The sequence below is a fragment of the Pyxidicoccus xibeiensis genome, from assembly GCF_024198175.1.
In the GTDB taxonomy this organism is placed as follows: domain Bacteria; phylum Myxococcota; class Myxococcia; order Myxococcales; family Myxococcaceae; genus Myxococcus; species Myxococcus xibeiensis.
This window is the reverse complement of sequence record NZ_JAJVKV010000012.1, coordinates 303,540-327,062: the sequence shown is the minus strand read 5'-3', so window position 1 is coordinate 327,062 and position 23,523 is coordinate 303,540. Positions and strand designations below refer to the sequence as shown.

Sequence of the window (23,523 nt, the reverse complement as noted above, 5' to 3'; positions counted from 1 at the left end):
TGCCCCAGGCCCAGACGGTGCCATCCGCCTTCAGCGCCAGCGCGTGGGACTGGCCCGCCGCCAGGGCCACCACGTCGGTGAAGCCGGTCACCTGCGTGGGCGTCAGTCGTTGGGTGGTCGTCCCATCGCCGAGCTGCCCCGAGATGTTGGAGCCCCAGGCCCAGACGGTGCCGTCTGCCTTCAGCGCAAGGGAATGGTAGAAGCCCGCCGCCAGGGCCACCACGTCGGTGAAGCCGGGCACCTGCGTGGGCGTCAGTCGTTGGGTGGTCGTCCCATCGCCGAACTGGCCGCTGGCGTTGCTGCCCCAGGCCCAGACGGTGCCATCCGCCTTCAGCGCCAGCGCGTGGGACTGGCCCGCCGCCAGGGCCACCACGTCGGTGAAGCCGGTCACCTGCGTGGGCGTCAGTCGTTGGGTGGTCGTCCCATCACCGAGCTGACCGTAGCCATTGGAGCCCCAGGCCCAGACGGTGCCATCCGCCTTCAGCGCCAGGGAGAAGAAATAGCCCGCCGCCAGGGCCACGACGTTGGTGAGGCCGGAGACCTGCGTGGGCGCCAGTCGCTGGGTGGTCGTTCCATCGCCCAGCTGGCCATTGGAGTTGCGGCCCCAGGCCCAGGCGGTGCCGTCCACCTTCAGCGCCAGCGAATGCTCGGTGCAGGTTGCCACGGCCACCACGTCGGTGAGACCGGGCACCTGCGTGGGCGTCAGTCGTTGGGTGGTCGTCCCATCACCGAGCTGTCCGGAGAAGTTGGAGCCCCAGGCCCAGGTGGTGCCGTCCGCCTTCAGCGCCAGGGAGTGGGAAGTGCCTGCCGCCAGAGCCACCGCTTTCCTCTCCACCAGTCCCGACGCCCTCGTCGGCGCGGCCCTGGGGCCGGGCTCCTCCGGGCCAGGTGGCAGCCGCTCTCCCTGGCAGCTCGAGGCCGCCAGGACCATGCACACCAGCCGTACTGCCCTCGATACAGCAAACGCGAAGTGCTTCCTGGCTTCCATGGTCCCCCCGTTGTGGACTCGCGGTGTATACCGCGCGCACCAGGGATGGCGCCAATGCGGGTGATAGGACAGGCCTGGAGGGGTTGTCTCTTGCTGCCAGTCTCAGACCTGGAGCTGTCCGTTGACGAAGGACAGCTTCGGGCTGCGGAACCCCATGGCCGCCAGACACATTCACGCACCGCAGGAAACCTTTTGCGCGTCTTTTGAGAGAATCCCCAGGTGGAGTGATTCGAGAGGAGCAGACCCGTGGGCCTTCACCTTTCGCGTGTCAGCGTTTCCGCGACCCAGGCCACGGCCGCGAGCAAGACAGGCGCGAAGGACCGCGACTGGCTGAACCTCCCCCACATCCAGCAACTCCAACCGGATGGAGCCAACGAGGGCTACGTCAACGGGGCCTCCTTCTGTGGCCCCGCCGTGGTGGCGATGCTGGCCCGTGGAGCGAACCGGTTCAGCGGCCTGACGGATGCCCGCCTCATCCAGGAGCTCGCCCACGGCCTCGTGTCGAAGAGCGGGGCATCGCCCCAGGACCTGGGGAAGATGCTCGAGCGCGCCAGCCTCCCCCTGGGCGGCCCGGCGCTCGGCAGCTCCTACTCGGACGCCGCGCTGCAGCAGCACCTGCGACAGGGCCACAAGCTCATCGCCCAGGTGGAGTCGGTCGACGCGCAGACGGGGAAGCGCAGCGCGCACTACATCCTCGTGCGAGGCATGACGCCCGACGGCAACTACCGCATCTCGGATCCGCTGGCCGGGGGACAGCAGGTGGTGTCGCCCCAGAAGCTTCGGGGGCTCGTGGGCCGGGCGCCGCCGGATGGAGGGCTGCTCATCCCCGTGGCCCAGCCTCGCCACATCTCCCAGTCCTCCGGAGCCGGCACGCCCAAGGCCGCCTGGCTGGACGCTCCGGGGCGAAGGGACGCCCCCATGGGAGTCATGGCCCGACGCGAGGCGCGCCGCGACCTCGAGCTCGAGGTCGACTACCTCGGCCGCCAGGCGGCACGGTACGGCTTCAACAAGCCGGTGATTCCGGACCGGCTTTCCGCGGACGAGTTCGCCAACCGGCTGCTGTGGCTCAAGCGGAAGGGAGAGCCCAAGGCCCTCGCCCTCCTGGAGCACCTCCAGGCCAGCCCCTTCCCCAAGGACCAGCGGGTCTTCGAGCGCGTCATCCGGGCCGAGCTGCGCCAGCCCGGCATCGGAAAGAAGATACAGGGCGACCCCTGCTGAGCCGCCGCGGGTGCCGGGCGCACCGCGTGTGTTAGCCTCCCGGTTGCTTTGGCACCCGTTCCTCCAGAGGAAGAAGTCGAAGCCGAGGAGCCAGAGGGGCTGGAGACCACTCCCCTCGAGCAGGTGCGCGGCCACGCGCGGCTCCGGCTGAAGCTCCTGGTGCTCTCCGGGCCGGACGTGGGCCGCAGCGTGCCGCTCGGGGTCGGCCAGTACCGGATTGGCTCGTCCCCCTCGTGCGAGATTGCCCTGAGCGACAAGACCGTCTCCCGCCAGCACCTGCGGCTCGAGGTGCGTGAGAATGGCGTGCGGGCCGTGGACGAGGGCTCGCGCAATGGCTCGTTCTGCGAGCAGATGCGCTTCTCCGAGCTCGAGGTCCGCGTCGGGGCGGTCCTCCAGGTGGGCACGACCGAGTTCAAGCTGGTGCCGGAGGAGTCCCGCGAGCGCGTCATCCCGCCTTCCTCACGGGAGTCCTTTGGCGCGCTGGTGGGCGACAGCCGTCCCATGCGCGAGCTGTTCACCCTGCTGGAGCGGCTGGCGGCCGGGGACGCGGATGTGCTCGTGCAAGGCGAGACGGGCACGGGCAAGGAGCTGTGCGCCGAGGCCATCCATCAGCAGAGCCGGCGCGCCCAGGGCCCGTTCATCATCGTCGACCTCGCCGGCGTGGCGCCCTCGCTCATCGAGTCCGAGCTGTTCGGCCATGTGAAGGGAGCCTTCACCGGCGCCCATGGGGACAGGGCCGGAGCCTTCGAGCGGGCCAACGGGGGCACCGTCTTCCTGGACGAGGTGGGGGAGCTGCCACTGGAGCTCCAGCCCCGGCTGCTGCGGGTGCTGGAGCGGCGCCAGCTCAAGCGGGTGGGCGCCAATGACTACCGCACCGTGGACATGCGGGTGGTCGCGGCCACGCATGTGGACCTGGAAGCCGCGGTGAAGGCCGGCAGGTTCCGCAGGGATTTGTTCCACCGGCTGGCCGTGCTGCGCGTCACCCTGCCCCCTCTGCGCGAGCGGCCCGAGGACCTCCCCCTCCTGGTGGACACGGTGCTGCGGCGGATGGGCAGGCCCCCGGGCGCGCTGTCGGAGCAGACGCGCGCGCTGCTGGCGCAGTACCCGTGGCCGGGCAACGTGCGGGAGCTGCGCAACGTGGTGGAGCAGGTGGTGAACCTGGGCGAGGAGGCCCTGCCCGAGATGACTCCGGACCCGCTCGCGCCCACCGTCGGCGCGGCCGACCTGGAGCTGCCCTTCAAGGAAGCCAAGGAGCGGCTCCTCGAGGGCTTCGAGCGCGACTACCTCCGGAGCCTGATGGAGCGGTGCGAGAGCAACGTCTCTCGCGCCTCGCGCGAGGCCGGCATCGACCGGTTCTACCTGCGCAAGCTGCTGAAGAAGCACGGGCTGGACGGACACTGAGCTGGGGGGTGGCAACTGTTGTCGCCAGGTGGCGACGCGACTTGCCAGGGACGGCTCCCGCCATGGGCCTGTCGTCCGCGCCAAACCCTTGAAGCGTCGAGCGCACCTTGTGCCGTGTGTCCTTCGAATGTGTGGCACGTCCCTCGCAGTAGGCATGGGCACACAGCAGCGCTCCTCCGGGCGCTGCACCTGCTCGCAAAGGAAGACACCCATGCGCCCCATCGGCTCCTCTGCTTCTGCCTCCCGCCCCCAGCTCTCCGGCGTCACCCGCCGCCAGGAAAACCAGGACAAGCGCATCGAGAAGGGCCTCGCTGACGGCACCCTGACCGCCGAGGAGGCCAAGGGCCTGAAGGAGACGCAGGCGCGCATCGCGGAGGCGAAGAAGGAGGCGCTGGCCGACGGCAAGGTCGACAAGAAGGAGCGCAAGGAGCTGCGGAAGATGCAGCGCGAGGCCAGCCGCGACATCTTCGAGCAGCGGCACAACGCGACGGAGACCCCCGCGGCGCCCGACCAGCGTGCTCCCCGCATCGACGGCCACCAGGGCACCCAGAGCGACCGTATCAAGAAGGGCCTCGGTGACGGCTCCCTCGGCGCTGGCGAGGCCAGCAAGCTGATGGACATGCAGACCCGCATCGCGGAGGCCGAGGGCCGCGCGATGGCCGACGGGACGATGGACGAGGCGGAGTACAACCAGCTCCGGGAGCTCCAGCGGGAGGCCAGCGTCGCCATCTTCAACGCGCGCCACAACGAAGGCATCCGGGCGTAGCCGCCGCGCATCGGTCAGCGCGGACGGGAGCGCGCCTGGGCACCCGGCCGCTCCTTCCGATGCCTCGAGCCAGGCGCGTATCTCCTCTATCTGCTGTCAGCCCGGCCTGGAGCGCTTCTGGGCACCGGGCCGCTCCTTCCGGTGCCTTGAACCAGGCGCGTATCTCCTCCGCCTGCTGTCAGCGCGGACGGGAGCGCTCCTGGGCACCGGGGCGCTCCTTCCGAGCCTCGAGCCAGGCGCCGACCTCCTCCGCCTGCTTCTGCTGGCCCAGCGCCGTGTAGCGCTCCCGGGCCCGCCGCGCCTCCTCGCGAGCCTGCTCCGGCGCCTGGCCCACGGCCCACAGCGCCTGGGCCAGGGTGAAGCCCGTCTGCGCGAGGGCCTCCGGGTCCGTGTTCTCGTAGGAGAGCGCCTGCCGCAGGGGCGCAATGGCCTCGGCGGGGCGACCCTGGGCCAGCAGCGTCTTGCCCACTCCATCCAGCGAATACGAGAGGTCGGGGTGCTCCGCGCCGAGCGCCTTCCGCTTGAGCGCCTCGGCCTCGCGGAAGGACTTCAGGGCCTCGTCATGGCGCTTCAGCAGAAGGAAGCACTCGCCCAGCTCGTCCAGATCGCCGGCGACCAAGGGGTGCTCGGGCCCCAGCGTGGCCTGGCGTATCGCGAGCGACGCCCGGACATGCTCCAGCGCCTTCGCGGGCTCGCCGCTCTCGCGGTACGCCGTGGCCAGCATGCTCCGGCGGATGGCGGCCTCGGGGTGCCCTGGCCCCTTGAGCGCCTCCGTGCGCCGCAGCGACTCGTCGAGCAGGCCGATGGCCTTGGGAACGTCTCCCAGGCGCAGCGCCGCCAGGCCCAGGGCGTGGCTCACCTTGGCCCGTCGCGGGTCCTCCGGCGCGAGCGCTCCCTCCAGCGCGCGGGCCTTCGAGAAGGAGTCCCACGCCTCCTGGTAGCGCCCGCCGAAGAGGGCGGCGTAGCCCAGGTTGACGCTCAGGTCGAAGGCCGCGAGCGGCTCGCTGCCCATCCGCTCGAGCACGCCTCGCGCCAGGTCGCCCCACCGGCGCGCCTCCTCCGGGTGGCCGTTGTTGGCCAGCGCATAGGTGAAGCGGGTGAGCACCTCCAGGCGCTGCCGGTCCGCACGGCTCGCCTCGGCCTCCTGGAGGGCCCGCTCGAACTGGCGCAGGCTCTCCTCCGGCTTGCCCTGCTGATGAAGCAGCCACGCCCGCAGGTAGCTCAGCTCGGCCTGGAGCGGGCGGTAGGCGGCGAGGGCCGCCTGGGGCTCCAGCTTCTCGGCCAGCTCCAGTCCCTGGGCGTAGCGGCCCGCGTCGAGCAGCGCGCGGACCTGGGCGAGCTGCCCGCCGAGTTCTTCCAGGGCCGCGCGGCGCGCGGGGTCGGCGGGCAGCGCGGGCTGCTCGGCCAGGGACTCGATGTCGCGGCACGCCTCGAGCCCCGGGAGCGCGGAGGCGGCATCCACGGCGCGCTCCACCACCTTGCCATCCGCTCCGGTGAGCAGGCCCACCAGCGCGCCCAGGCTCTTGCGGCGGCGCTCCAGGCACACCATGCGCAACGACAGCAACTCCTCCGTCTGCGCTCCGCGCACGCGGGTGGCCTCGCAGGCCTCGGTGTGCGAGCGGGCCCACTGGCTGGCGTAGGCATCCAGCAGCCGCGTCACCCCGTGGGCGCTCTCCGAGGCGAAGGGCCTGCCCGTGGCACCGAAGGCGGCCTCCAGCTGCTGTCGCTCCGTGGGCCCCCAGGCGGAGGCCACGAGGGAGTCCGCCCCCGCGCACACCTGGCTCTGGCGGTGGAAGTACAGGCCGGTGCCCGCCGTGGCCGCCGCCAGGAGGCCCGCGGCCGCCAGGGCTCCACGGCGGTGGCTCCGCCGCTGCTCCCAGGCGAGCTCCTCGAGCAGCGCCTCCATGGACGGGAAGCGGTCCTCCGGGTGCAGGGACAGGCCTCGCATGATGGCCTGCCGGACCCTCGCGGGGACGCGGGCCTCCGCGGGAGGCACCTTCGCCACGCCACGGGGCAGCAGCCGCCAGGACTCCGTGCCCGGGGGCGCCTCGCCCTGGCGCCGGACCGCCTGGGTGGCCGCCTCGACCATGAGCCGGGGCGTCACGGCGTGCTTGCGGTACAGCGTCCGGTACAGCGAGGCGCAGAAGCTGAACTGGTCCGTGCGGGCGTCCACGCCGCTGCCCAGGTACTGCTCGGGCGGCATGAAGTGGGGCGTGCCCTTCACCAGCCCCGCCTGCGTCACCGGCGCGGAGGACGGCAGGCCATGGACCCAGGCCCCGGCCTCGTGGAGCGGGGTCTCCTCATCCTCGCGGGTCAGGGGTGTGAGCCGTGCCAGTCCGAAGTCCGTCACGCAGACGCGGCCGTTGCGGCCCAGCAGGACGTTGGCGGGCTTGAAGTCCCGGTGCACCAGCCCCACCCGGTGCGCCGCGAGCAGGCCCTGTCCGGCCTGGAGGAACACGCGCAGCACCTCCCGCGGCGTGGGGGGCGGCTTCTGGCGGCCCCACTCGTGGAGGTTCTGTCCCTGGATGAACTCCATGGCGATGAAGACCCGCTCGCCCAGCGTCCCCACGTCATGCACGGTGATGACGTTGGGGTGGGAGACGCGGGCCATGGCCTGGGCCTCCCGCAGCAACCCGGCCGCCTCATCCGTTGCGCCGGGGTGGACCTTGTCCGGGCGCAACAGCTTGAGGGCCACCTTGCGGTCCAGCTCCGGGTCATAGGCGGCGTAGACCACGCCAATGCCGCCCTGCCCCACGGGCTTGAGGATGACGTAGCGCTCGAGGCGGGTGCCTCGCTCCAGCGTGAGCCCGGCGTCCATGGGAGGGAACGAGACCGGGGTGCCAGGGGTGCTGGGCGTTCGCTCCGGGGGCCTCCGCTGGACGGGGGGACTGAGGGGCTCCGTCACGCCTTCCTCGCCATGGGGGGCGAGGTCTTCATCGGAGGGAGGAGTGCTCATCGCGCCGGCATGCCAGCATCAAGCATGCCAGCATCACAAGGGCCGCGGCCTGCGCGGGTTGCTTCGGGATGTTCGGCGGGCCAGCGCGGAGGCGACGCGCTGGCTGGGCCAGGTGGACGCGGAGGCCAGCCGCGTTGCTCGATGCGGCGCTCCGGGGGTGCTGCTCGACGCTGCTTGATGAAGCGCTGGAGCCCCCCCTGGCCAAGGCGCCGCAAGTCTCGGTAGCGGAGCCCGCTCGGGCAGCAACTCGCCACTCGAACGGACGTCTTCGCCTACGCCCGCAGTGCAGGCAGGCGTCGGGAACCGGCGTCCCTGACGCAATGACATCCATGTGCGCGCCTGTGAGGGAATTCTCGTGGGGTCAGATGGACCTGGAATGGAGTGAGCGTCTTCAGGGAACGCAGGTGCGTGTCCTGAAGACGCGAGACGCGGAATGGGCTTCACAGTGAGTCTTTGCCACTCTGGCCCATCCGTGCGCCTCCCCCTGGAATGTCAATCAACAGGCATTCCCGGCACATGTCTTGCTCTTCCCATGGCAGCGAGCCGGACTCAATTCCTCACATGAAAACCCACCCAGCCGGGTCCGGCCGCACTCGCCCCATCCTTGGAGAAGCAATGACCCGGAAGAGCCTCAACCCCGTGATGTCTCACTTTGGCGCCCTCGGAGCCAGCGCCCTGTTGCTGTTCACAGGCTGTGGCGGAGAGGACCTTCGCTGCGGCGAAGGGACGACGCGACAGGACGATGCCTGCGTCGTCACCACCGTCGAACCGCCTCCCGACCCGGACGCGGAGTCCGCCCTCACCATCACCTCGCTCAGCGTTCCGGCGCAGGGCCCGGTGTATGTGAATCACAAGCTGAAGGCCCGTCTGGGCATCAAAGGCAAGGGCTCCGGGGGGCACTTCACCGTGAGCCTGGGATTGATGGAGGCGCCGCCGGCGACCGGGGACATTCCCTCCGCCCTCTCCAACTGCCTGCTGAAGGGCGAGCACGTCTACGTCCCGGGTGACGAGAAGGAGCGGCTCATCGACCTGGACTTCACCGTCGGGGCCGACTGCAAGCCGGGCAGCCACCACAACTTCTTCGTCGCGTACTCCGCCGACACCGCCTCCACGGCCAGTCAGATGGTGGTGTTCAGCGCCCGGGACATCCAGGGCGCGGAGAACCAGCAGTGCCGCAAGGCCGATGGCTCGGTGGGGTGCGTCTACGAACTCGACCTGCGGGAGAGCCCGGGACTCGACCTGGAGGTGGTCCAGGTCGTCCCGTCGACTCGCGTGGCCGTGCTCTACCCGGCGGCCGGCAGCGGACGTGCCCACCCACTGCTCGCGGTGGGAACCGAGGTCGCGCTGCACGGCCGCGAGCGTGACGCCTCGGCCGCGATTCCGGGCGAGGTGGTCCACCTGACGTACAGCCTCGCGCCACATGGGGGTGATGCCAACGACTGGCAGCCGCTTGCCTTCGACGAGCAGCGAACCCCCCGCCACGCCATCACCCGCCTCCTGCCGCACGAGCCGCTGCACGCCTCGCATCACCTGTATGCCACCCAGGCCGTGCTGGAGAGGCTCCAGGGCGCCTGGGCCCGTGAGCACGTCTTCAACCTCCGGGTCTGCGCCGAAGGCTCCTTCACCCAGTCGGGAAACCCGCACCTCGCCGGCTCGGATGGCACCGCGAACGACTGTCGCACCATCGCCATCCAGCTCGTGCGGGCGTCCTCGGGGGCCACGCGGGAAGCGAGCACCCAGGCGTGGAACTACAGCTGGAGCCAGACCTACGGCGGGAGCAACCTGTCCATCACCCCGTCCTTCAACACCATCAACGTCGTCGACCTCACGGGGACCCAGCTTCCGCAGGCCGGTGGCCAGCCCCAGCAGGGCGCCATGGCCTCCGTGAATGGTCAGGCCAACCTGGGCGGCAGCTACGTCGGCTCGCTCGGGAGCACGCCGCTCTTCCAGGGCTCCGCCCAGGCGGTGGCCTACGTGGCGGTGAACAACAGCTTCGTCGACGTGAGCGTCAACGCGTTCGGGGTGAACCTCTACGGCTTCAACCGGACGGCCAACATCCCCAATCCCATCTACGACCAGGACTGGAACGTGATGAAGCAGGCCTGTGAGAGCGACACCCTGGTCGTGGTCGCCATCCCGGTGACGCTCCAGTTCTGCGGCAGTGGCACCATCGGCCTGCAGGCCCAGCTCAACATTGGCAACGGGGGCGTCGCGGGCCAGACCGGACAGGGCGGCCAGGTGCAGGGCATCGCGAAGCCGTATGCCAATCTCAGCGCCTCGGCCAGTGCCTCGGTGGGGCTGCCCGGTGCGTCCGTGGGGGTCCAGGGCAACCTCACCCTGCTCGATGCGAAGGCGCCGCTGAACACCACCCTGGACTGGGGATTGACCAACCTCTCCCCCCTGGCAATGGACCTCACGGGCAAAGCCACCTGGGAGCTCGACCTCGACACGCTCAGCGGGGACATCTCGCTCGTCGCCACGTATCCCACGGTGAACTGGTGCTCCAAGTGGCACATCCCCTACCCGTGCGGCCCGTGGTCCGGCACGTACACGGACCCGCTCTACTCGTTCCAGGGCCTGAGCTGGAATTACTCCCTGCTGGCCATCGACCAGAGCCAGTCCCTGAGCCTCTAGGAGGAACGACCCATGCGCACGAGAACCTCTTGGATGTGGGTATTCGGTGGTCTCGCCATGCTGGCGGGCCTCGGGCTCCTGGCTGTCCCGTCGTCACAGCGCGCCTCCGGAGCGGCGGTGAGGCCACTTCCCTCGGGCTGCCAGTTCCGGACCGGGGAGCGATTGGACTTCACGATCCGCGCCGTGGCGGATACGCGGACGGAAGGCGGGGCGGCGGACCACACCCTCGAGGTCCTCGGCGCGCGGATGAAGTGGCGCGTGCTCCAGGCGGATGACACGCGAGGGTGGCAGGTGGCCGCGGTGCTGGAAGACGTGGAGCTGGAGTCCTCCAGCCCCACGCCCCCGGCCACCCTCGCCGCGATGCGGGAGCCCTTCCTCTTCCACATCGCGCGCAACTGCCATCTCCACGATTTTGCCTTCCGCCCCTCGTCGGAGCCCCGTGCCTCGGCGCGGCTGCTCGCGCTGCTGCGCGGCCTGGAGGTGCGACTGCCCGCGCAGCCCGCGACCTCCTTCTGGACGGCGGTGCACGAGGACGGCGTGGGCCGGTACACCGCGCTGTATCGGCATCTCCGCAGCACGGCGGCCGGGGAGGCGGTGCTCCACAGGACGCGCGGGCCCTATCTCTCCGCTTCCGGCCCGGGCGCCGGGGCCTTCAGCGCGGAAGTGCGGGAGGCCGAGGCCACGCTCGTCCTGGCGGCTGGAGGTCGGTGGCTCCAGGAGCTGGAGGCAACCGAGCACCTCGTCCTTGCCGCGGGAGGCAGCCGGCTCGCGGACCTGCGGCAACAGCTACGGCTCCAGCAGGTGGAGGAAACGGGAACGTTCCCCGAGGACCTCGACCCGGCGACCTTCGTGGTGGGCAATCCCATGGCGGCGCTGAAGAGCGAGCCACCGCCCCCGGACCCGCGCATGAAGGGCATGCCACTGGAGGGAGTCCTCGACGAGGTGGCGGCCATGCTGGCCGGGGCCGACCGCCCGGCGCATGACGTGGCCGAGGTGCTCGCCCAGTACCTGCGACTCCATCCGGAGAAGGCGTCCGAGCTGCTGACCGCGCTGCGAACAGGCCGGTACGCCGACGAGCTCCATGCCCTGGCCTTCCTCGCCCTGGAGGTGGCCGGAACGCCCGAGTCCCAGCGCGTGCTCCTGGAGGCGCTGAAGGAGGGCGGCCTGGGCACCATGGACCGGATGCGTGCCGCCGTGGCACTGCCAGACGTGCCCACGCCGACGCGCGACTCGGTGGAGGGGCTCATCGAAGTGGCGCGGAGCCTGCCCGATGCCCGCGGCGACGCGGACGTGAAGGTGGCTGGCACCGCGCTGCGCGCACTGGGCTCCGTGAGCGCGAAGGTGGAGGCCTCGCAGCCCGAGCTGGCACGGCTGGCCCGCGCAGAGATTCGCGCCGGGCTGGCGTCGGCCCGGGACGGCAACGCGCTGACCTCGGCCTTGGATGCCGTTGGCAACAGCGGTGACGAAACGATGGCCGGGGAGCTGGAGCGCTTCCAGCGGAGCGACATGCCCCTGGTGCGAGCTCGCGCGGCCCAGGCGTACCGACGCATGGAGATGACGGTTGCGACGCCCGCTCTCGCGGAGTGGCTGGGGCGCGAGCCGGATGTAACGGTGCGGCGCTCCATCGCCGACGCCCTGCTCCAGGTCTCCCAGGCGGCCCGGGGCGCGCCTGTCTCCGAGGACGTCGTGGCCCTGGCGGCGAGGCAGCTCCCGGCAGAACCGGACCCGCGAATGCGCGAGCTGCTCATCCAGGTGCTCGGCACCGCGGTCCAGGGCTCGCCGCTGGCACGTGCCGCGCTCGCCGCGCACTACCACCGGGAGGGCTCGCCGCAGCTGCTGGCCCTGCTCGGGCGCTACATCGGCCCCGAGGACCTCGACTGACATGGGGCGCATCGCGAGGACCTCCGCCATGACCGCTCCGGTGCTCCGCGCCTCGCTCGCGTCGCTGGCCTTCCTCTGGCTGGCCTGTGGCGGCGGGACGCCTCCACCGCCCATGGCGTGCGGGCAGGGCGACAGCGAGCGCTCCGCGCCACCCGCTTTCGCCCACGAGCGGGAGCTGCGGGTGCGGGAGGACGGACTCACGGACTGGGCCGAGGTTCCCCTGGCGCGGGCGGCAGTGGCGTTGCGCGTGTCGGTGCCCCGGGGGCACCGGGCCTGCGTGCAGCTCGACACCCTGGAGGACCCGGTGGAAGGAGCGTGGGTCACCCCGCCAGCCTCGGCAGCGGACTTCGCCGCCTACTGCGTGAGCTGCCCGCAGCGCGTTTCGGTGGGCGAGGGAGGAGGCTTCTACGTGCTGCCCAGCGGCGCGGGGCCTTCACGCGCGGCGGAGCGGTTGCGCATCCGGGCGGCCCTGCGGGACTGTGAGACCTTGCTTCCCATCCTCCCGGGAACGCCGGACCTGCCGAGCACCCTCCGGCTCCAGGTCATGCCTCTCGCCGAGCCGCCCGAGGAGCAGGAGGGGCGCATCCGCCTGGTGCTTGCCCTGACTCCCGGCTCCCCCTTCTTCGAGGACAGCGCGAGGACCCGGGAGACGCTGGAGGAGGCCGTGCGGTCCGTGAACGAGGCGCTGCGTCCGGGGCGGCTTCGCGTCGAGGTGGCACGCACCGTCCTCCTGGACTTCGAGGGAAGCGAGTCATTGACCTTCTCCCCTGGAGACCCGAGCGCGCCCCAGCGGGTTCTCGCGCCGCTCCATTCCTGCTCCGGAGAAAGGACTTCCGCTCCCGTCCGCGAGGTACCTGTCGTCTTCACCGGCTGCTTGCGTGAGGCGGCTTCAGCGACCCGCCTGGAACGGCGGCCCCTGGGACGAGTGACGCACATCCCAGGAGGCTTCGCGACGGGAGAGGAATCCGACGGCATCTTCCTGGCCGGCAGACATTGCGACCCCGAGGGGGCACTTCTCTCCTGGCCGGCGACGACGGTGGCCCGGCTGCTCGCGCATGAGCTGGGGCACTTCCTGGGCCTCTACCATTCGGTCGAAGAGGACGGCACGCCGGACCCGCTGGCGGATACGACGGAGGCCAACGCGATGTACTTCGGGCCACTCTCAGCCACCGCGCGGGGATTCAGCCCGGAGCAGTTCCGGGTGATGCGAAGACACCCCATGGTGTCCTACCCCTCCTGGCGCTGACGGGAGGGGTGATGCCCCTGCTCAGCGCCGCCCACGCCTGCGGCGCAGCCAGGGCACCAGGAGCAACGGCAGCGCCACGAGCGCGCCCGGAGCGGCAGCGCAGCCCAGGTCCGTCGTCCAGGGCCCTCCCGGCTCCTCCCCGCCCACGTCCTCCGGTCCCATGCCCGCTGTCACGTCGAGCCTCGCGGGGAGGAAGTCGGGATGTGACGCCTCGAGCGTCGCCCTGCCGCTGAGGCCCTCGGAGAGGAAGTACACCCGCCGCTCGGAGGCGCCCGCGGCAAGGAGCGCACCCGTCACCGGAGCCTGGCAGTTGCCCTCCGAGTGGAAGCCGCCCTCGCCCTCCAACACCTGCAGCGCCACCTGCGTCGCGTAGGGCGCGGGCACGGGGCCGGTGGAGGCGGAGCTGCGCAGCGACACGTCCACGGCGATGCAGCTCGCCGACGCCGCCACCGGCTGATGGAGCTCCAGCCGGCTCGCCTGGGGCGTGGCGCTCACGCGCACGTCGTCGAAGTCGATGGAGCCCTGGAAGGTCCCGGTGTCCGTCCATGGCTCGCCGATGATGAACACGTCGACTTCGTACTGTGGATGGTTCCAGTCGCGCCCGGACAGCGGTGCACCCTGCGGGACTCCATCCACCCACAGCCGGGCCTCTCCGGAGGGCGTGCCCAGGCCTTGCGCGCTGAACTCGACCAGGTACCACCGCTCCGCCTCCACCCGCGAGCCCCGGCGGCTGACGTACGTCGACTGAGCGCCATGATGCGTGGCCAGCTCCCAGACGACACCATCGTCCTGCTCCACCAGTCGCAGCTCCACCACCGCCGGCAGGGCCTGCATGAGGACGATGCCGCCGAAGGCGCTGACGGACCGCAGGCGCAGCCAGGTCCGGGCGTGGAGCTCCGAGGTGAGGGGGTCCTGGTCCTGGACCACACTGACCACGGGGCCCCGCTCGCCCGTCCTGTCGGTCACCGTGAAGCCGTAGCGTCCCCGGTGGGCGCCCACGGCCCCGACGGCGAGCGTGCTGGGGCTGACGGAGGCGCCCTGGTCCCACTGGCCCGGAGGCGTGTCGCTCGGCCACAGCGTTCCCGTCTCGAAGTCATCCGCGAGCCAGTCTCCCGGAGCCGCGAGTCCGGACAGGGGCTGGAGGAGCACGAGGCTCCCCAGCACCCTGGCCCAGCTCTTCAGTCCAACCCATCCCGAGCGCATCCCGACGCAGTCTAGCAACATCGCTTCTCCAGGAAGGGCCCGGTGGCCGCGCTCAGCCGACGCTCACCGAGCCGGGCAGCGTCGTGTTGCCCGAGTCGAGGTACAGGTTCCAGTAGGAATCGGCCAGGACGTTCTCACCGTAGACCGGCGAGGCGGCCATGTTGCGCACCGCCACGAACGGGGCCGCCGGCTCGCCGTCGAGGTCGGTGAGCACGCCGCCCAGACCCAGGTGGGACTGGGGCTGCTCCGAGCTGCGCCGCTGCAGCTCCCGCACCTCGTCCGGGGTGAGGCTGACCGAGATGGGCGCGTCGCCGTCGCGCGCGGCCTGCACCTCGGCCGCATCCCCACCGAAGGAGCGCACGAGCGCCTCGCGCCGGAGGGCGTCCTCGGTGTCGAACTCCAGGGTGTACTGCGCGGTCCCCGGAATGGGCTGCCCCTGCGCGTCGTAGCGCTCCTCGAACGTCAAGTCTGGGTGGTCTCCGCCGTACGAGGCCTCCGCGCTCAGCGTCCGCGTCCCATCCGCGTTGTGGGTGATGAGGTACTCACCCGTGTTCGTCACGCCCTCCGTGCCGAAGGTGACATCCTCGACGTTGATTCCGTACCGGGAGCCCACCGACTCGGAGGTCAGCCTCTCGAGGCGCAGCGTGTTGGACACGCCCGGGCCCTCCTGCGTGGGCAGCTCTCCGCTGGTGGCGAAGGCGTTGAAGGCCGCCTGTCCCTGCGGGTGGGCCAGGTCGAACCGGGCCGTGCGCAGCTGGTACTCCGTGAGACTGTTCGTGCGACCCACGTCCACCGACACCGGGCCCCGGCCGACGCTCACCCCGCCGCCGCTCTCGATGAACCGGGTGGGGCCCGCCGTCACCTGCACGGAGTCACCGGTGCGGCTCACCTCGAGGGACATCCCCTCGCCCTGTGTGACGTCGCTGGACAGGCCCAGCTCCCCCGCCAGGCTGGAGAGTCCCGCCTCGAGCGAGGTGCCGGTGAACTGCGACTGCTCCATCGTGATGGAGGCGCCGTCGGGCAGCGACTCGGGGTTGAGCGGGTGCGGAGGCGGAATCTCGCCGCGCTGGAGCCGCGCGAAGTCCGCCTCGGACATCGTCACCTCGTAGGACAGGCGCTCGCCCGAGGAGGCGCCGGCCGACACGGAGGCCCCCACCCTCGCCGTGCCAATCTCCACCGTGCCCGTCGCGGACACGGACGTCTCCGCTTCGATGTTGACGGTGACATTCCCGTCCTCCCGCTGGAGGTCCCGCTCCAGCGTGTCGCTGAACTCCACCGACACGGGCCCCGCCTGCCCGGGGATGCTGATGTCCCTCGGCTCGGCGGTGGCCGGGTTGGGGACGTCCCCCTCCACCGGCGGGTCGGCCACCATCATCCGCTGCAGTTCGGGGGAGACGTTCGCGTCGGCCAGGGCCTGGGCGCGCTCGGGCGAGCCCGGCTCGGTGGCGAACACCCTCGCGGCCGTGGTGCCCGGCAGCGTGCCGACCTCGCGGTACTCGGGGTTCTCCCGCGAGTACGCCTGCATGTCCTCGTAGCTCGTGCCGGTGCTCGGGTCGAGCACGCGCTCACCCTGGCGCACCACCACGTGGCCCGACTGGGCCTCGGCGCCGGCACGCTGGTCCTCCAGGAACACCAGCTCCGAGCGCGCCTGCAGCTCCGGAGAGCTCCGGTTCACCCAGTCCGCCGCCTGGTCCAGGCAGTTGACCGCCGTGTCGTTCGTGTTCTCGTTGAGCAGCGACGTCGCCGGAGCAGCCGCGCCGTCCAGGTTCAGCCGGTTCTTCGCGCCCGCCGGCTCGAAGCTCGACTGCTGCTGCCGCTTCGCCAGCTCCACCGGCTGCCGCGGGGCAAGCTCGGCCGGCTGTCGCGCCGCCGCCTCCGAGGCCTGCCGCGCCGCCGCTTCCGCCGCGCGCCGTGCCGACTCTGCCGCCGCGCGCCGCGCCGCCTCTTCTGCCGCGCGCCGTGCCGCCTCTGCCGCCGCGCGCCGCGCCGCTTCAGCCGAACCGCTGTTGCCTGCACCGCCTGCGCGTCCGATAGCCATGGTCGTCTCCGGGGGAGGTCCGTCCCGGGACGTCCTTGAGCAAGCGCGGGGCCAATTCACTGCCTCCTGGAGTTGCGAGCACTTGCGGCGCGCAGTGCAGTGGGAGCCCCTGCGCCCGGGCCCCACCTGACTGCTGCCGAGGACAGGACCTGTTCACAAGAGAGGACAGGTCCTCGCCAGCTCGGACGAGCCTGGCGTGATGCGGGGCTTCCCTCCCCGAGCGGCCTATGGAGCGCGCAACACCGGAGCCGCCCGCTGGATGCGCAGCGTGACGGTGTCGAACACCTCGACGTTCTTCCCGTCCTCCCGGATGAGGTGGCTCGTGAAGCCCAGCGGCGTGATGACGAGGTCCCTGACGGTGCGAGCCGCGGTGGACGTGGCGCTGAACTGCTCGATTCGCATCGTGCCCATAACCATGCCCGTGCAGCCCTCGCAGATGCGCGCACGATGGACGAACACCGAGCCGCCTTCCACCGGGTTGATGTCGGTGGTGCGTGACCTCGGCATGGAGATGAACAGCCGCAAGGCCTTGCCGGGGATTTCGTAGACGGCGCCCAGCGGAAGGCCGCTGCCGTCGTCGACATTCAGGTCCACCGGCCGCAGGGTGATGTCGAACGCGCTCCCGTCTTCGATGGCCGAGTTGACCTGGACGAGGTCCTCCTTCTTCGTCCAACCCAGCCAGTGGAGCTGCGGCAGGTTGTAGTTGGTCGCCGGCATCCTGGCCATGAGCGTGGTCGTGTCGCTGTTACCCAGGGTGCTGCCATCCTCGAGGATCCGTTCGCCGTGGTTGAGGCCGAGGACGTGTCCCACCTCGTGGGCGTAGATGTTCTGCAGGCCGTTCCTCATGTAGATGCGGTGCGAGCCTGCGTGCGCCGGTGAACTGGGCTTGCACAACCCGGCCGGCAGCCTGATGACGGTCAGGAACGCGTCCGAGTTGCTGCTGACCCTCGTGGCCTGGGCCTCCGCCTGCCCGCAGTTGGCGGTGCTCGGCACAGTCACCGTCCGGTGACTCCCCTCGAGGAGATTCAGGCTCACCTGGCCGCGCGACGCCGTGCCGAAGAAGTCATACAGCTTGTAGATGTCGTTCCTGATATCGGCAATCGAGGCGGTGGTGCGTCCCGCCTGGGCGACGCGGACAATCTTGACGGTGTGCGTCGAGTTGACCCTGTCCACCTTGCTGTTGAAGTTCGTGACGCACGTCGGCTCGTCGGGAGCGCAGGTGTAGCGCGCCGATGACGGTCTCTCCTGGGCCGGGTGGAGCCGGTAGGACCTCACGTTGTCGTTCGCCCCCGCGCCGCTGGGGTACGAGGTCCCGCACAGGCTGGTGTCGGCCTGGACGGCGAGCGCCTCGCCGGTGCAGCCCGCGCCGGAATAGAGCGTCGCGGCCGTGTCGTACGTCACGCTGACGTAGGAGGCGCCCGTCCCCTGCAGGGTGAAGCAGCCGTCGAGCTCCGTCCCCTGCATCACCTGGGAGGAGGAGTCGCAGTGGGTCCGCACGAGGACAGGGGCGGCTGCGGCAACGACCTGCGCACGCAGCGTGGGCCAGTGGGTGGCCGTGCAGCGTCCTGCCTGCACCTCTTCGAGGAAGAACCCGTCCTCGAGCTCCGGGTGGTCATAGGTCGCGCACAGCTCATGCATCTCGCTCCAGTGCTCCCAGTCGCACGTCCCTGCCTCGACGTACCCCTGCAAGCACTCGAGCGCATCCACGAGCCCCGGGGAGAGGACCTTCTGGCGGACGGAGGCAACGGGCGCCGCGGCCTCGGAAGCAGGTGGCTCCTCCGTCAGGCCACTGCACCCTGTCACCAGCGCTCCACCCAGCGTGACAGCAATCACAAACAGCCTGTTCATACCTGCCCCTTCTGCAACCCGCGGCACCTCGATGCCGCCGCTCACCATGAGCGAAGACAGAAACACTCAGAGTAACATGACAGGACTGCAAAAGTTTACCAGTTCACACCTGTACTACTGATACTGTTTCTCGGGGATTGAGAGTCCACCTGCGTCACGCCCTGGCCCGCGAGCTCGGGGAGGGGGCGCTAGCGGGGCTTTGTCACAAGCTTCCAGCTGGGTGCCCTCTCCTTCTGGAGGATGCAGCCGGGAAGGTCCCGCATGCCCATACCTCCTTGAGGAAGAAGTCGATGCGTCCCCATGCCCCCCATCCCCCCGAGCACCGAGCTGCCGTCTGTGCTGTTGCTGCCTGCGCGGTGTCTCTGCTCCTCGTGCCGAGCCTGGCCGGAGCGTGTCCACCGGCGACTCCAGCGGACTTCGCCGCGTTCCCGTCGAGCAGGCAGGTCATCGAGCCGGAGCCTCTCAATGTCGTAGGGGCCTCGACTGCGTGCCCAGGCGGCACCAACGCGTCTCCCTGCGGCGCTCACCACGTGTACACGCCGGCATCGAATCACCCGATGCCTCGCCCGAACCAGCTCTACCTGTTCCTACCCGGCACGAAGTCGGAGCCGAACAAGTACGACGACCTCCTTTCGATGGCGGCCTACGCTGGCTACAAGACCATTGGGCTGTCGTATGACAACACGGCGAACCTTGAAAAAACATGCGCGAACAGCTGCGGCTGCTACGGGCCGGCACGGCGCGATGTCGTCTCTGGCACGAACTTGTCGTCAGCCGTGTCGGTGCAGGCGGGGGACTCAATTACATATCGCCTCTACCTTCTGCTCAAGGAACTCCATGCCCGGGACCCACTTGCGGGGTGGGACGACTTCCTCAGCCGCGACAACCATAACCAGCAGATCGAGTTCACGGACATCGACTGGGACGCCATCGTCGTCTCCGGCCACTCGCAGGGCGCGGGTCACGCCATGGTCATCTCCAAGACGGAGGCGGTCGATGGCATCCTGCTGTTTGACGGCGGCGACGACGACTGCATGAGCGGCGTTCGGACGTACGCGCAGTGGCACGACTGGCCCGACATCCCATCGCCCCGGCGCGCCTTCATTCACGATCGCCCCGGCTTCTCTGTCCCGGCCGCATTCATCGCCATGGAGTTTGGCGTGACGTCCTCCGACTTCGTGAGTCTCGACACCACCTGGCCCACCTCGTTCGAGGTGGCGACGACCAGCAAGGCTGCACGGCCAGGCTGCACCGCGCACGGCTCGATGGCCTACGATGGCTGCATGCCCGACGCGCTCGGGAACGAGCCCGCGACCCCAGCAGATGCCTACCTGTTCCCGTTCTACGTGGACTGGATGTGCGAGGTCGGGAGCTGAATGCAGGCCCACTGCCTGCAACGTCCCGTGCGGCAGACGGGCCTGGCTAGCGCTTCCGCTTCACGGCCTTCGCCTCGATGAACACCGTCAGGCCATCGAGCAGCCGGGCCAGGCCGAAGGCGAAGGCCCCTTCGGGGTCATGCGCGCCGTAGGTCTCTCCCGTGGTCTTCCCGACGCGCGCGAGCACGGGGTACGGCGTGAAGTCGACCGTCTCGAGGAACGGCGCGACGCGGTACCACCACTGCTCGTCGGTCATTCCGGTCAGCTCCTTGACCCGCTTCTCTCGCGCCGCGTTGCGGACCGCGCCGTGGACGTAGTCGAGGACCAGCGTGATGACCCGGTCCATCTCGATATCCGTCAGCCCCAGGCCTTCGACAGCGCTCAGCGCGATATCGGCCGACTGGAAGGTGTTGGGGCCAAGCACCGTCCGGTGCGTCCCGAGCTGAATCACCCACGGGTGGGCCAGATAGACGTTGCGATGCTCGGTCGCCACCCGCGTCAGGTTGGCTCGCCACTGCGCGGGCTTGAAGACGGGCCTGTCCTTCAGGACCTCTCCCGCCACCGCATCCATCATCAGGTCCAACAGCTCCGCCTTGCCGGGGATGTGCGTGTAGAACGACATGGGGGAGATGCCGACCGCGTCCGCGACCCGGCGCGTGCTGACGGCCTCGAGCCCTTCGGCATCCGCGATGGCGACAGCCGCGGACACCAGCTCCGCGACACTCGCCTTCGCCTTCGGCCCTCGCCGCGGCGCCTCGGCCCTTCCCCACAGCAGCTGCAGTGATTTCAACGGGTCGCCCCGTCCGGAAATCTCGTCGCTCATCCGTACCCCACAATAACTATTTACAGCGCACGAGGTTATCGTGTTAGGAACATCGTACACCGCACGAGGTTACGGCGCTACTGGAGGGACAATGTACGGTTCCATCAAGATTCGTGGGGCGCGCGAGAACAACCTGAAGAACGTCTCGCTCGACATCCCCAAGCGGAAGATAACGGTCTTCACCGGGGTGTCGGGCTCGGGCAAGTCGTCCCTGGTCTTCGGCACCATCGCGGCGGAGAGCCAGCGGCTCATCAACGAGACCTATCCGGCCTTCGTGCAGCAGTTCATGCCGCACTACGGCCAGCCGGATGCGGAGAGCCTGGAGAACATCTCCGCGGCCATCATCGTCGACCAGCAGCGGCTGGGCGGGAACTCGCGCTCGACGGTCGCCACCGTCACGGATGCGGCGCAGATGCTCCGCGTGGTGTTCTCGCGGCTGGCCGAGCCTCGCCTGGGCAGCCCCGGGTTCTACTCCTACAACGACCCGCGCGGCCTCTGCGCGGAGTGCGAAGGCATTGGCCAGGTCGCGTCCATGGACCTGGACGCCGTCATCGACAAGTCCAAATCCCTCAACGAGGGCGCCATCCTCCCCAAGGACTACGCGGTCGACAGCTGGAACTGGGCCGTCTACGCGAAGTCCGGCTACTTCGACCTCGACAAGAAGCTGTCCAGGTACACGAAGGACGAGCTGGACAAGCTCCTCCACCTGGACGACGGCCGGAAGATAAAGCTCGACAAGCTGAACCTCACCTACGAAGGCCTCGTCCCCAAGCTGCGCAGGACGCTGGGCGCCAAGGACCCGGAGACCGTCCAGCCGCATGTCCGCGCCGAGTACGAGCGCATCTTCACCCGCGCCACCTGTCCTGCCTGCAAGGGCGCCCGGCTCAACCCGGCCGCGCTCGGCAGCCGCATCCAGGGCAGGAACATCGCCGAGTGCTCCGCGATGCAGGTCTCGGACCTCGCCGCGTTCGTCCGGAAGCTTGCCGCGCCGTCGGTGGGGCCCATGCTGGAGGCGCTGGCCCACCGGCTCGACAACCTGGTGACGATTGGGCTGGGCTACCTCAGCCTGGACCGCGAGAGCTCGACGCTGTCGGGCGGAGAGAGCCAGCGCGTGAAGATGGTGCGGCACCTGGGCTCCAGCCTCACCGACGTGACGTACATCTTCGACGAGCCCAGTGTGGGGCTCCACCCGCACGACGTGGGCAGGCTCGCGGGCCTGATGCAGCAGCTGCGAGACAAGGGCAACACCGTGCTCATCGTCGAGCACAAGCCGGACATGATTGCCATCGCCGACCACGTGGTCGACATGGGGCCGAAGGCCGGCAGCAAGGGCGGACAGGTCGTCTACGAGGGCACCTACGAGGGCCTGCTGACCTCGGGCACGCTCACGGGCAACCACATGAAGAAGTACCAGCCCATCAAGACGGCGCCGCGCAAGCCCACGGGACAGCTTCAAATCAAGGGGGCCCGCCTCAACAACCTCCAGGACCTCTCCGTCTCGATTCCCCAGGGGGTGCTGACGGTGGTGACGGGCGTCGCGGGCTCGGGCAAGTCGTCGCTGATTCAGGGCTGCCTGCCCAAGGCGTACCCGGAGACCATCATCATCGACCAGAACCTGGCGCGCGGCTCGCGCCGCTCCAACACCGCCACGTACACCGGCATCCTCGACAACGTGCGCAAGGCCTTCGCCAAGGCGAACAAGGTGGACGCCGCGCTGTTCTCCGCCAACTCGAAGGGCGCGTGCCCGGACTGCAACGGGCTCGGCGTCATCTACACGGACCTGGCGCACCTGGACCCGATGGTGACCGTCTGCGAGACGTGCGAGGGCAAGCGGTTCACCGAGGAGGTGCTGGCCCACGCGCTGCGCGGTAAATCCATCAGCGACGTCTACGAGATGTCCATCTCCGACGCCGTGGCCTTCTTCACCGAGCCGGCCATCGCCAGGATTCTCCAGGGGCTGGAGGACGTCGGGCTCGGCTACCTCACGCTGGGGCAGCCGCTGTCGACGCTCTCGGGCGGCGAGCGCCAGCGCCTGAAGCTCGCCGCGGAGCTGGGCCGCTCGGGCAACATCTACGTGCTCGACGAGCCCACCACGGGCCTGCACATGAACGACGTGGACACGCTCATCGGGCTGTTCGACCGGCTGGTCGACGCCGGCTCGACGGTCATCGTCATCGAGCACAACCTCGACGTCGTCTCCCGCGCGGACTGGGTCATCGACCTGGGCCCCGGCGCCGGGCATGAGGGTGGCCGCGTGGTCTTCGAGGGGCTCCCCGGGAAGCTCGCCTCACACAAAGGCTCGTTGACCGGCAAGCACATGGCCGCGCGGTCCTGAACGTTGGAGCCAGCAGCCGGGCATGCTCCTCCCATGCCCGACGAGTACCGCTTCCGCGTGGACAATCACATCCCTGTCCTCAAGGTGCACTACGAGCCCCGGCCCGGCCCCGCCGTCATCGTGCTGCACGGGCTGTTCTCGAATGCCGACGCGCAGCGCTGGGAGCTGGAGGCGCTCGCGAAGTGGGGCCTGACCGCCGTCGGCATGGACGCCCCGCACCATGGCGCCCGGCGCGACGGCTGGCTCGACGGGATGCCCTCGCTCGGCCCGAGCGACTATCACGCGCGCCTGCTCTACTTCATCCGTGAGGCCGTCCCCGAGGTGTCACGGGTCATCGACCATGTGGTGGCAGAGGGCCACGGGCCCATCGGGCTGGCGGGCGTGTCGTTCGGCGCGTACACGGCGCTGGCGGTGGCGGCCCAGGACTCCCGCGTCCGGGCAACGGTGTCCATTCTCGGCTCGCCGGACTGGACGCCCCGGGATGGCCACGTCACGGAGGAGCTGCGCTGGCTGATGCAGGACGCCCCCGTGCACCGTCCCTGGGACTGCGCGCGCCACCCGCTGCTCCTGCTGAACGCGGGGCAGGACGCCCTCGTCCCCGCGCACCAGGCCCGGGACTTCGCGCACCGGCTCTGGAGGGAGTTCCCCTGGCTGGGCACGCACGTCGAGCACTACGAGTACCCGGAGTCGGACCACTACATGCGGGGCGAGGACTGGAACGACGCCTGGGGCCGGGCGCTCGGCTTCCTGAAGCGCAACCTCTCCTGAGCGCGCAGGATGTTCCGCCCGAGCTGGAGCTCTTCACCTGGG

At 70.0% G+C, this 23,523-nt stretch carries 15 protein-coding genes; 9 read left to right on the top strand and 6 right to left on the bottom strand.

Annotated features, from left to right (window positions below; translation table 11 throughout):
* On the bottom strand, positions 1 to 931 hold a 931-nt coding region (locus tag LXT23_RS38140), incomplete at its 3' end, for an RCC1 domain-containing protein (RefSeq protein ID WP_407692939.1).
* Between the two features lie 303 nt (positions 932 to 1,234).
* Between LXT23_RS38140 and LXT23_RS38135 the strand changes: the two genes are divergently transcribed.
* The 3 genes from LXT23_RS38135 to LXT23_RS38125 all read left to right on the top strand — a co-directional run bounded on the left by LXT23_RS38135 (position 1,235) and on the right by LXT23_RS38125 (position 4,373).
* Positions 1,235 to 2,206 carry a papain-like cysteine protease family protein gene (locus LXT23_RS38135; protein ID WP_253985348.1) on the top strand — a complete coding sequence of 324 codons (972 nt, stop codon included), beginning with the start codon at positions 1,235 to 1,237 and terminating at the stop codon, positions 2,204 to 2,206.
* Between the two features lie 123 nt (positions 2,207 to 2,329).
* A complete protein-coding gene (locus LXT23_RS38130; RefSeq protein WP_253985359.1) occupies positions 2,330 to 3,607 on the top strand; it encodes a sigma 54-interacting transcriptional regulator in 1,278 nt (425 codons plus the stop codon).
* 211 nt (positions 3,608 to 3,818) lie between these two features.
* Positions 3,819 to 4,373, top strand: coding sequence for a hypothetical protein (locus LXT23_RS38125; RefSeq protein WP_253985347.1), 555 nt, complete (start codon positions 3,819 to 3,821; stop codon positions 4,371 to 4,373).
* A 178-nt stretch (positions 4,374 to 4,551) separates the two neighbouring features.
* On the opposite strand, the gene LXT23_RS38120 is transcribed toward LXT23_RS38125, so the two are convergent.
* Positions 4,552 to 7,191: a serine/threonine-protein kinase gene (locus LXT23_RS38120; RefSeq protein WP_253985346.1), complete on the bottom strand. Its 2,640-nt coding sequence runs from the start codon at positions 7,189 to 7,191 to the stop codon at positions 4,552 to 4,554.
* Positions 7,192 to 7,944: 753 nt separating this feature from the next.
* On the opposite strand from LXT23_RS38120, the gene LXT23_RS38115 reads away from it, so the two are divergent.
* The 3 genes from LXT23_RS38115 to LXT23_RS38105 all read left to right on the top strand — a co-directional run bounded on the left by LXT23_RS38115 (position 7,945) and on the right by LXT23_RS38105 (position 13,090).
* Positions 7,945 to 9,963, top strand: coding sequence for a hypothetical protein (locus tag LXT23_RS38115; protein ID WP_253985345.1), 2,019 nt, complete (start codon positions 7,945 to 7,947; stop codon positions 9,961 to 9,963).
* Positions 9,964 to 10,125: 162 nt separating this feature from the next.
* A complete protein-coding gene (locus tag LXT23_RS38110; protein ID WP_253985344.1) occupies positions 10,126 to 11,844 on the top strand; it encodes a hypothetical protein in 1,719 nt (572 codons plus the stop codon).
* A 28-nt stretch (positions 11,845 to 11,872) separates the two neighbouring features.
* Positions 11,873 to 13,090: a hypothetical protein gene (locus LXT23_RS38105; protein ID WP_253985343.1), complete on the top strand. Its 1,218-nt coding sequence runs from the start codon at positions 11,873 to 11,875 to the stop codon at positions 13,088 to 13,090.
* A 21-nt stretch (positions 13,091 to 13,111) separates the two neighbouring features.
* On the opposite strand, the gene LXT23_RS38100 is transcribed toward LXT23_RS38105, so the two are convergent.
* From LXT23_RS38100 to LXT23_RS38090, 3 genes are all read right to left on the bottom strand, one after another.
* Positions 13,112 to 14,293: a LamG domain-containing protein gene (locus tag LXT23_RS38100; protein ID WP_253985342.1), complete on the bottom strand. Its 1,182-nt coding sequence runs from the start codon at positions 14,291 to 14,293 to the stop codon at positions 13,112 to 13,114.
* Positions 14,294 to 14,345: 52 nt separating this feature from the next.
* The gene (locus tag LXT23_RS38095; RefSeq protein ID WP_253985341.1) at positions 14,346 to 16,331 is read right to left on the bottom strand and encodes a hypothetical protein; all 1,986 of its coding nucleotides are present in this window, start codon (positions 16,329 to 16,331) and stop codon (positions 14,346 to 14,348) included.
* Between the two features lie 225 nt (positions 16,332 to 16,556).
* The gene (locus LXT23_RS38090; RefSeq protein WP_253985340.1) at positions 16,557 to 18,179 is read right to left on the bottom strand and encodes a hypothetical protein; all 1,623 of its coding nucleotides are present in this window, start codon (positions 18,177 to 18,179) and stop codon (positions 16,557 to 16,559) included.
* Positions 18,180 to 18,736: 557 nt separating this feature from the next.
* Here LXT23_RS38090 and LXT23_RS38085 point away from each other — a divergent pair.
* Positions 18,737 to 19,555 (top strand): BPSS1187 family protein, encoded by an 819-nt coding sequence (locus tag LXT23_RS38085; protein WP_253985339.1) that lies wholly within the window; start codon positions 18,737 to 18,739, stop codon positions 19,553 to 19,555.
* Positions 19,556 to 19,601: 46 nt separating this feature from the next.
* On the opposite strand, the gene LXT23_RS38080 is transcribed toward LXT23_RS38085, so the two are convergent.
* Positions 19,602 to 20,378: a TetR/AcrR family transcriptional regulator gene (locus LXT23_RS38080; RefSeq protein ID WP_253985338.1), complete on the bottom strand. Its 777-nt coding sequence runs from the start codon at positions 20,376 to 20,378 to the stop codon at positions 19,602 to 19,604.
* Between the two features lie 91 nt (positions 20,379 to 20,469).
* On the opposite strand from LXT23_RS38080, the gene LXT23_RS38075 reads away from it, so the two are divergent.
* Complete coding sequence (locus LXT23_RS38075; RefSeq protein ID WP_253985337.1) at positions 20,470 to 22,713, top strand: ATP-binding cassette domain-containing protein; 2,244 nt, start codon at positions 20,470 to 20,472, stop codon at positions 22,711 to 22,713.
* A 33-nt stretch (positions 22,714 to 22,746) separates the two neighbouring features.
* Positions 22,747 to 23,481 carry a dienelactone hydrolase family protein gene (locus LXT23_RS38070; RefSeq protein WP_253985336.1) on the top strand — a complete coding sequence of 245 codons (735 nt, stop codon included), beginning with the start codon at positions 22,747 to 22,749 and terminating at the stop codon, positions 23,479 to 23,481.
* Positions 23,482 to 23,523 lie beyond the last annotated feature (42 nt).

Excerpts from the sequence above, each read along its gene's own strand:
- LXT23_RS38125 (WP_253985347.1), top strand. The coding sequence starts at position 3,819 with ATGCGCCCCATCGGCTCCTCTGCTTCTGCCTCCCGCCCCCAGCTCTCC.
- LXT23_RS38120 (WP_253985346.1), bottom strand. The coding sequence starts at position 7,191 with ATGGACGCCGGGCTCACGCTGGAGCGAGGCACCCGCCTCGAGCGCTAC.
- LXT23_RS38115 (WP_253985345.1), top strand. The coding sequence starts at position 7,945 with ATGACCCGGAAGAGCCTCAACCCCGTGATGTCTCACTTTGGCGCCCTC.
- LXT23_RS38105 (WP_253985343.1), top strand. The coding sequence starts at position 11,873 with ATGACCGCTCCGGTGCTCCGCGCCTCGCTCGCGTCGCTGGCCTTCCTC.
- LXT23_RS38100 (WP_253985342.1), bottom strand. The coding sequence starts at position 14,293 with ATGCGCTCGGGATGGGTTGGACTGAAGAGCTGGGCCAGGGTGCTGGGG.
- LXT23_RS38095 (WP_253985341.1), bottom strand. The coding sequence starts at position 16,331 with ATGGCTATCGGACGCGCAGGCGGTGCAGGCAACAGCGGTTCGGCTGAA.
- LXT23_RS38090 (WP_253985340.1), bottom strand. The coding sequence starts at position 18,179 with ATGAACAGGCTGTTTGTGATTGCTGTCACGCTGGGTGGAGCGCTGGTG.
- LXT23_RS38085 (WP_253985339.1), top strand. The coding sequence starts at position 18,737 with ATGCCTCGCCCGAACCAGCTCTACCTGTTCCTACCCGGCACGAAGTCG.
- LXT23_RS38080 (WP_253985338.1), bottom strand. The coding sequence starts at position 20,378 with ATGAGCGACGAGATTTCCGGACGGGGCGACCCGTTGAAATCACTGCAG.
- LXT23_RS38075 (WP_253985337.1), top strand. The coding sequence starts at position 20,470 with ATGTACGGTTCCATCAAGATTCGTGGGGCGCGCGAGAACAACCTGAAG.
- LXT23_RS38070 (WP_253985336.1), top strand. The coding sequence starts at position 22,747 with ATGCCCGACGAGTACCGCTTCCGCGTGGACAATCACATCCCTGTCCTC.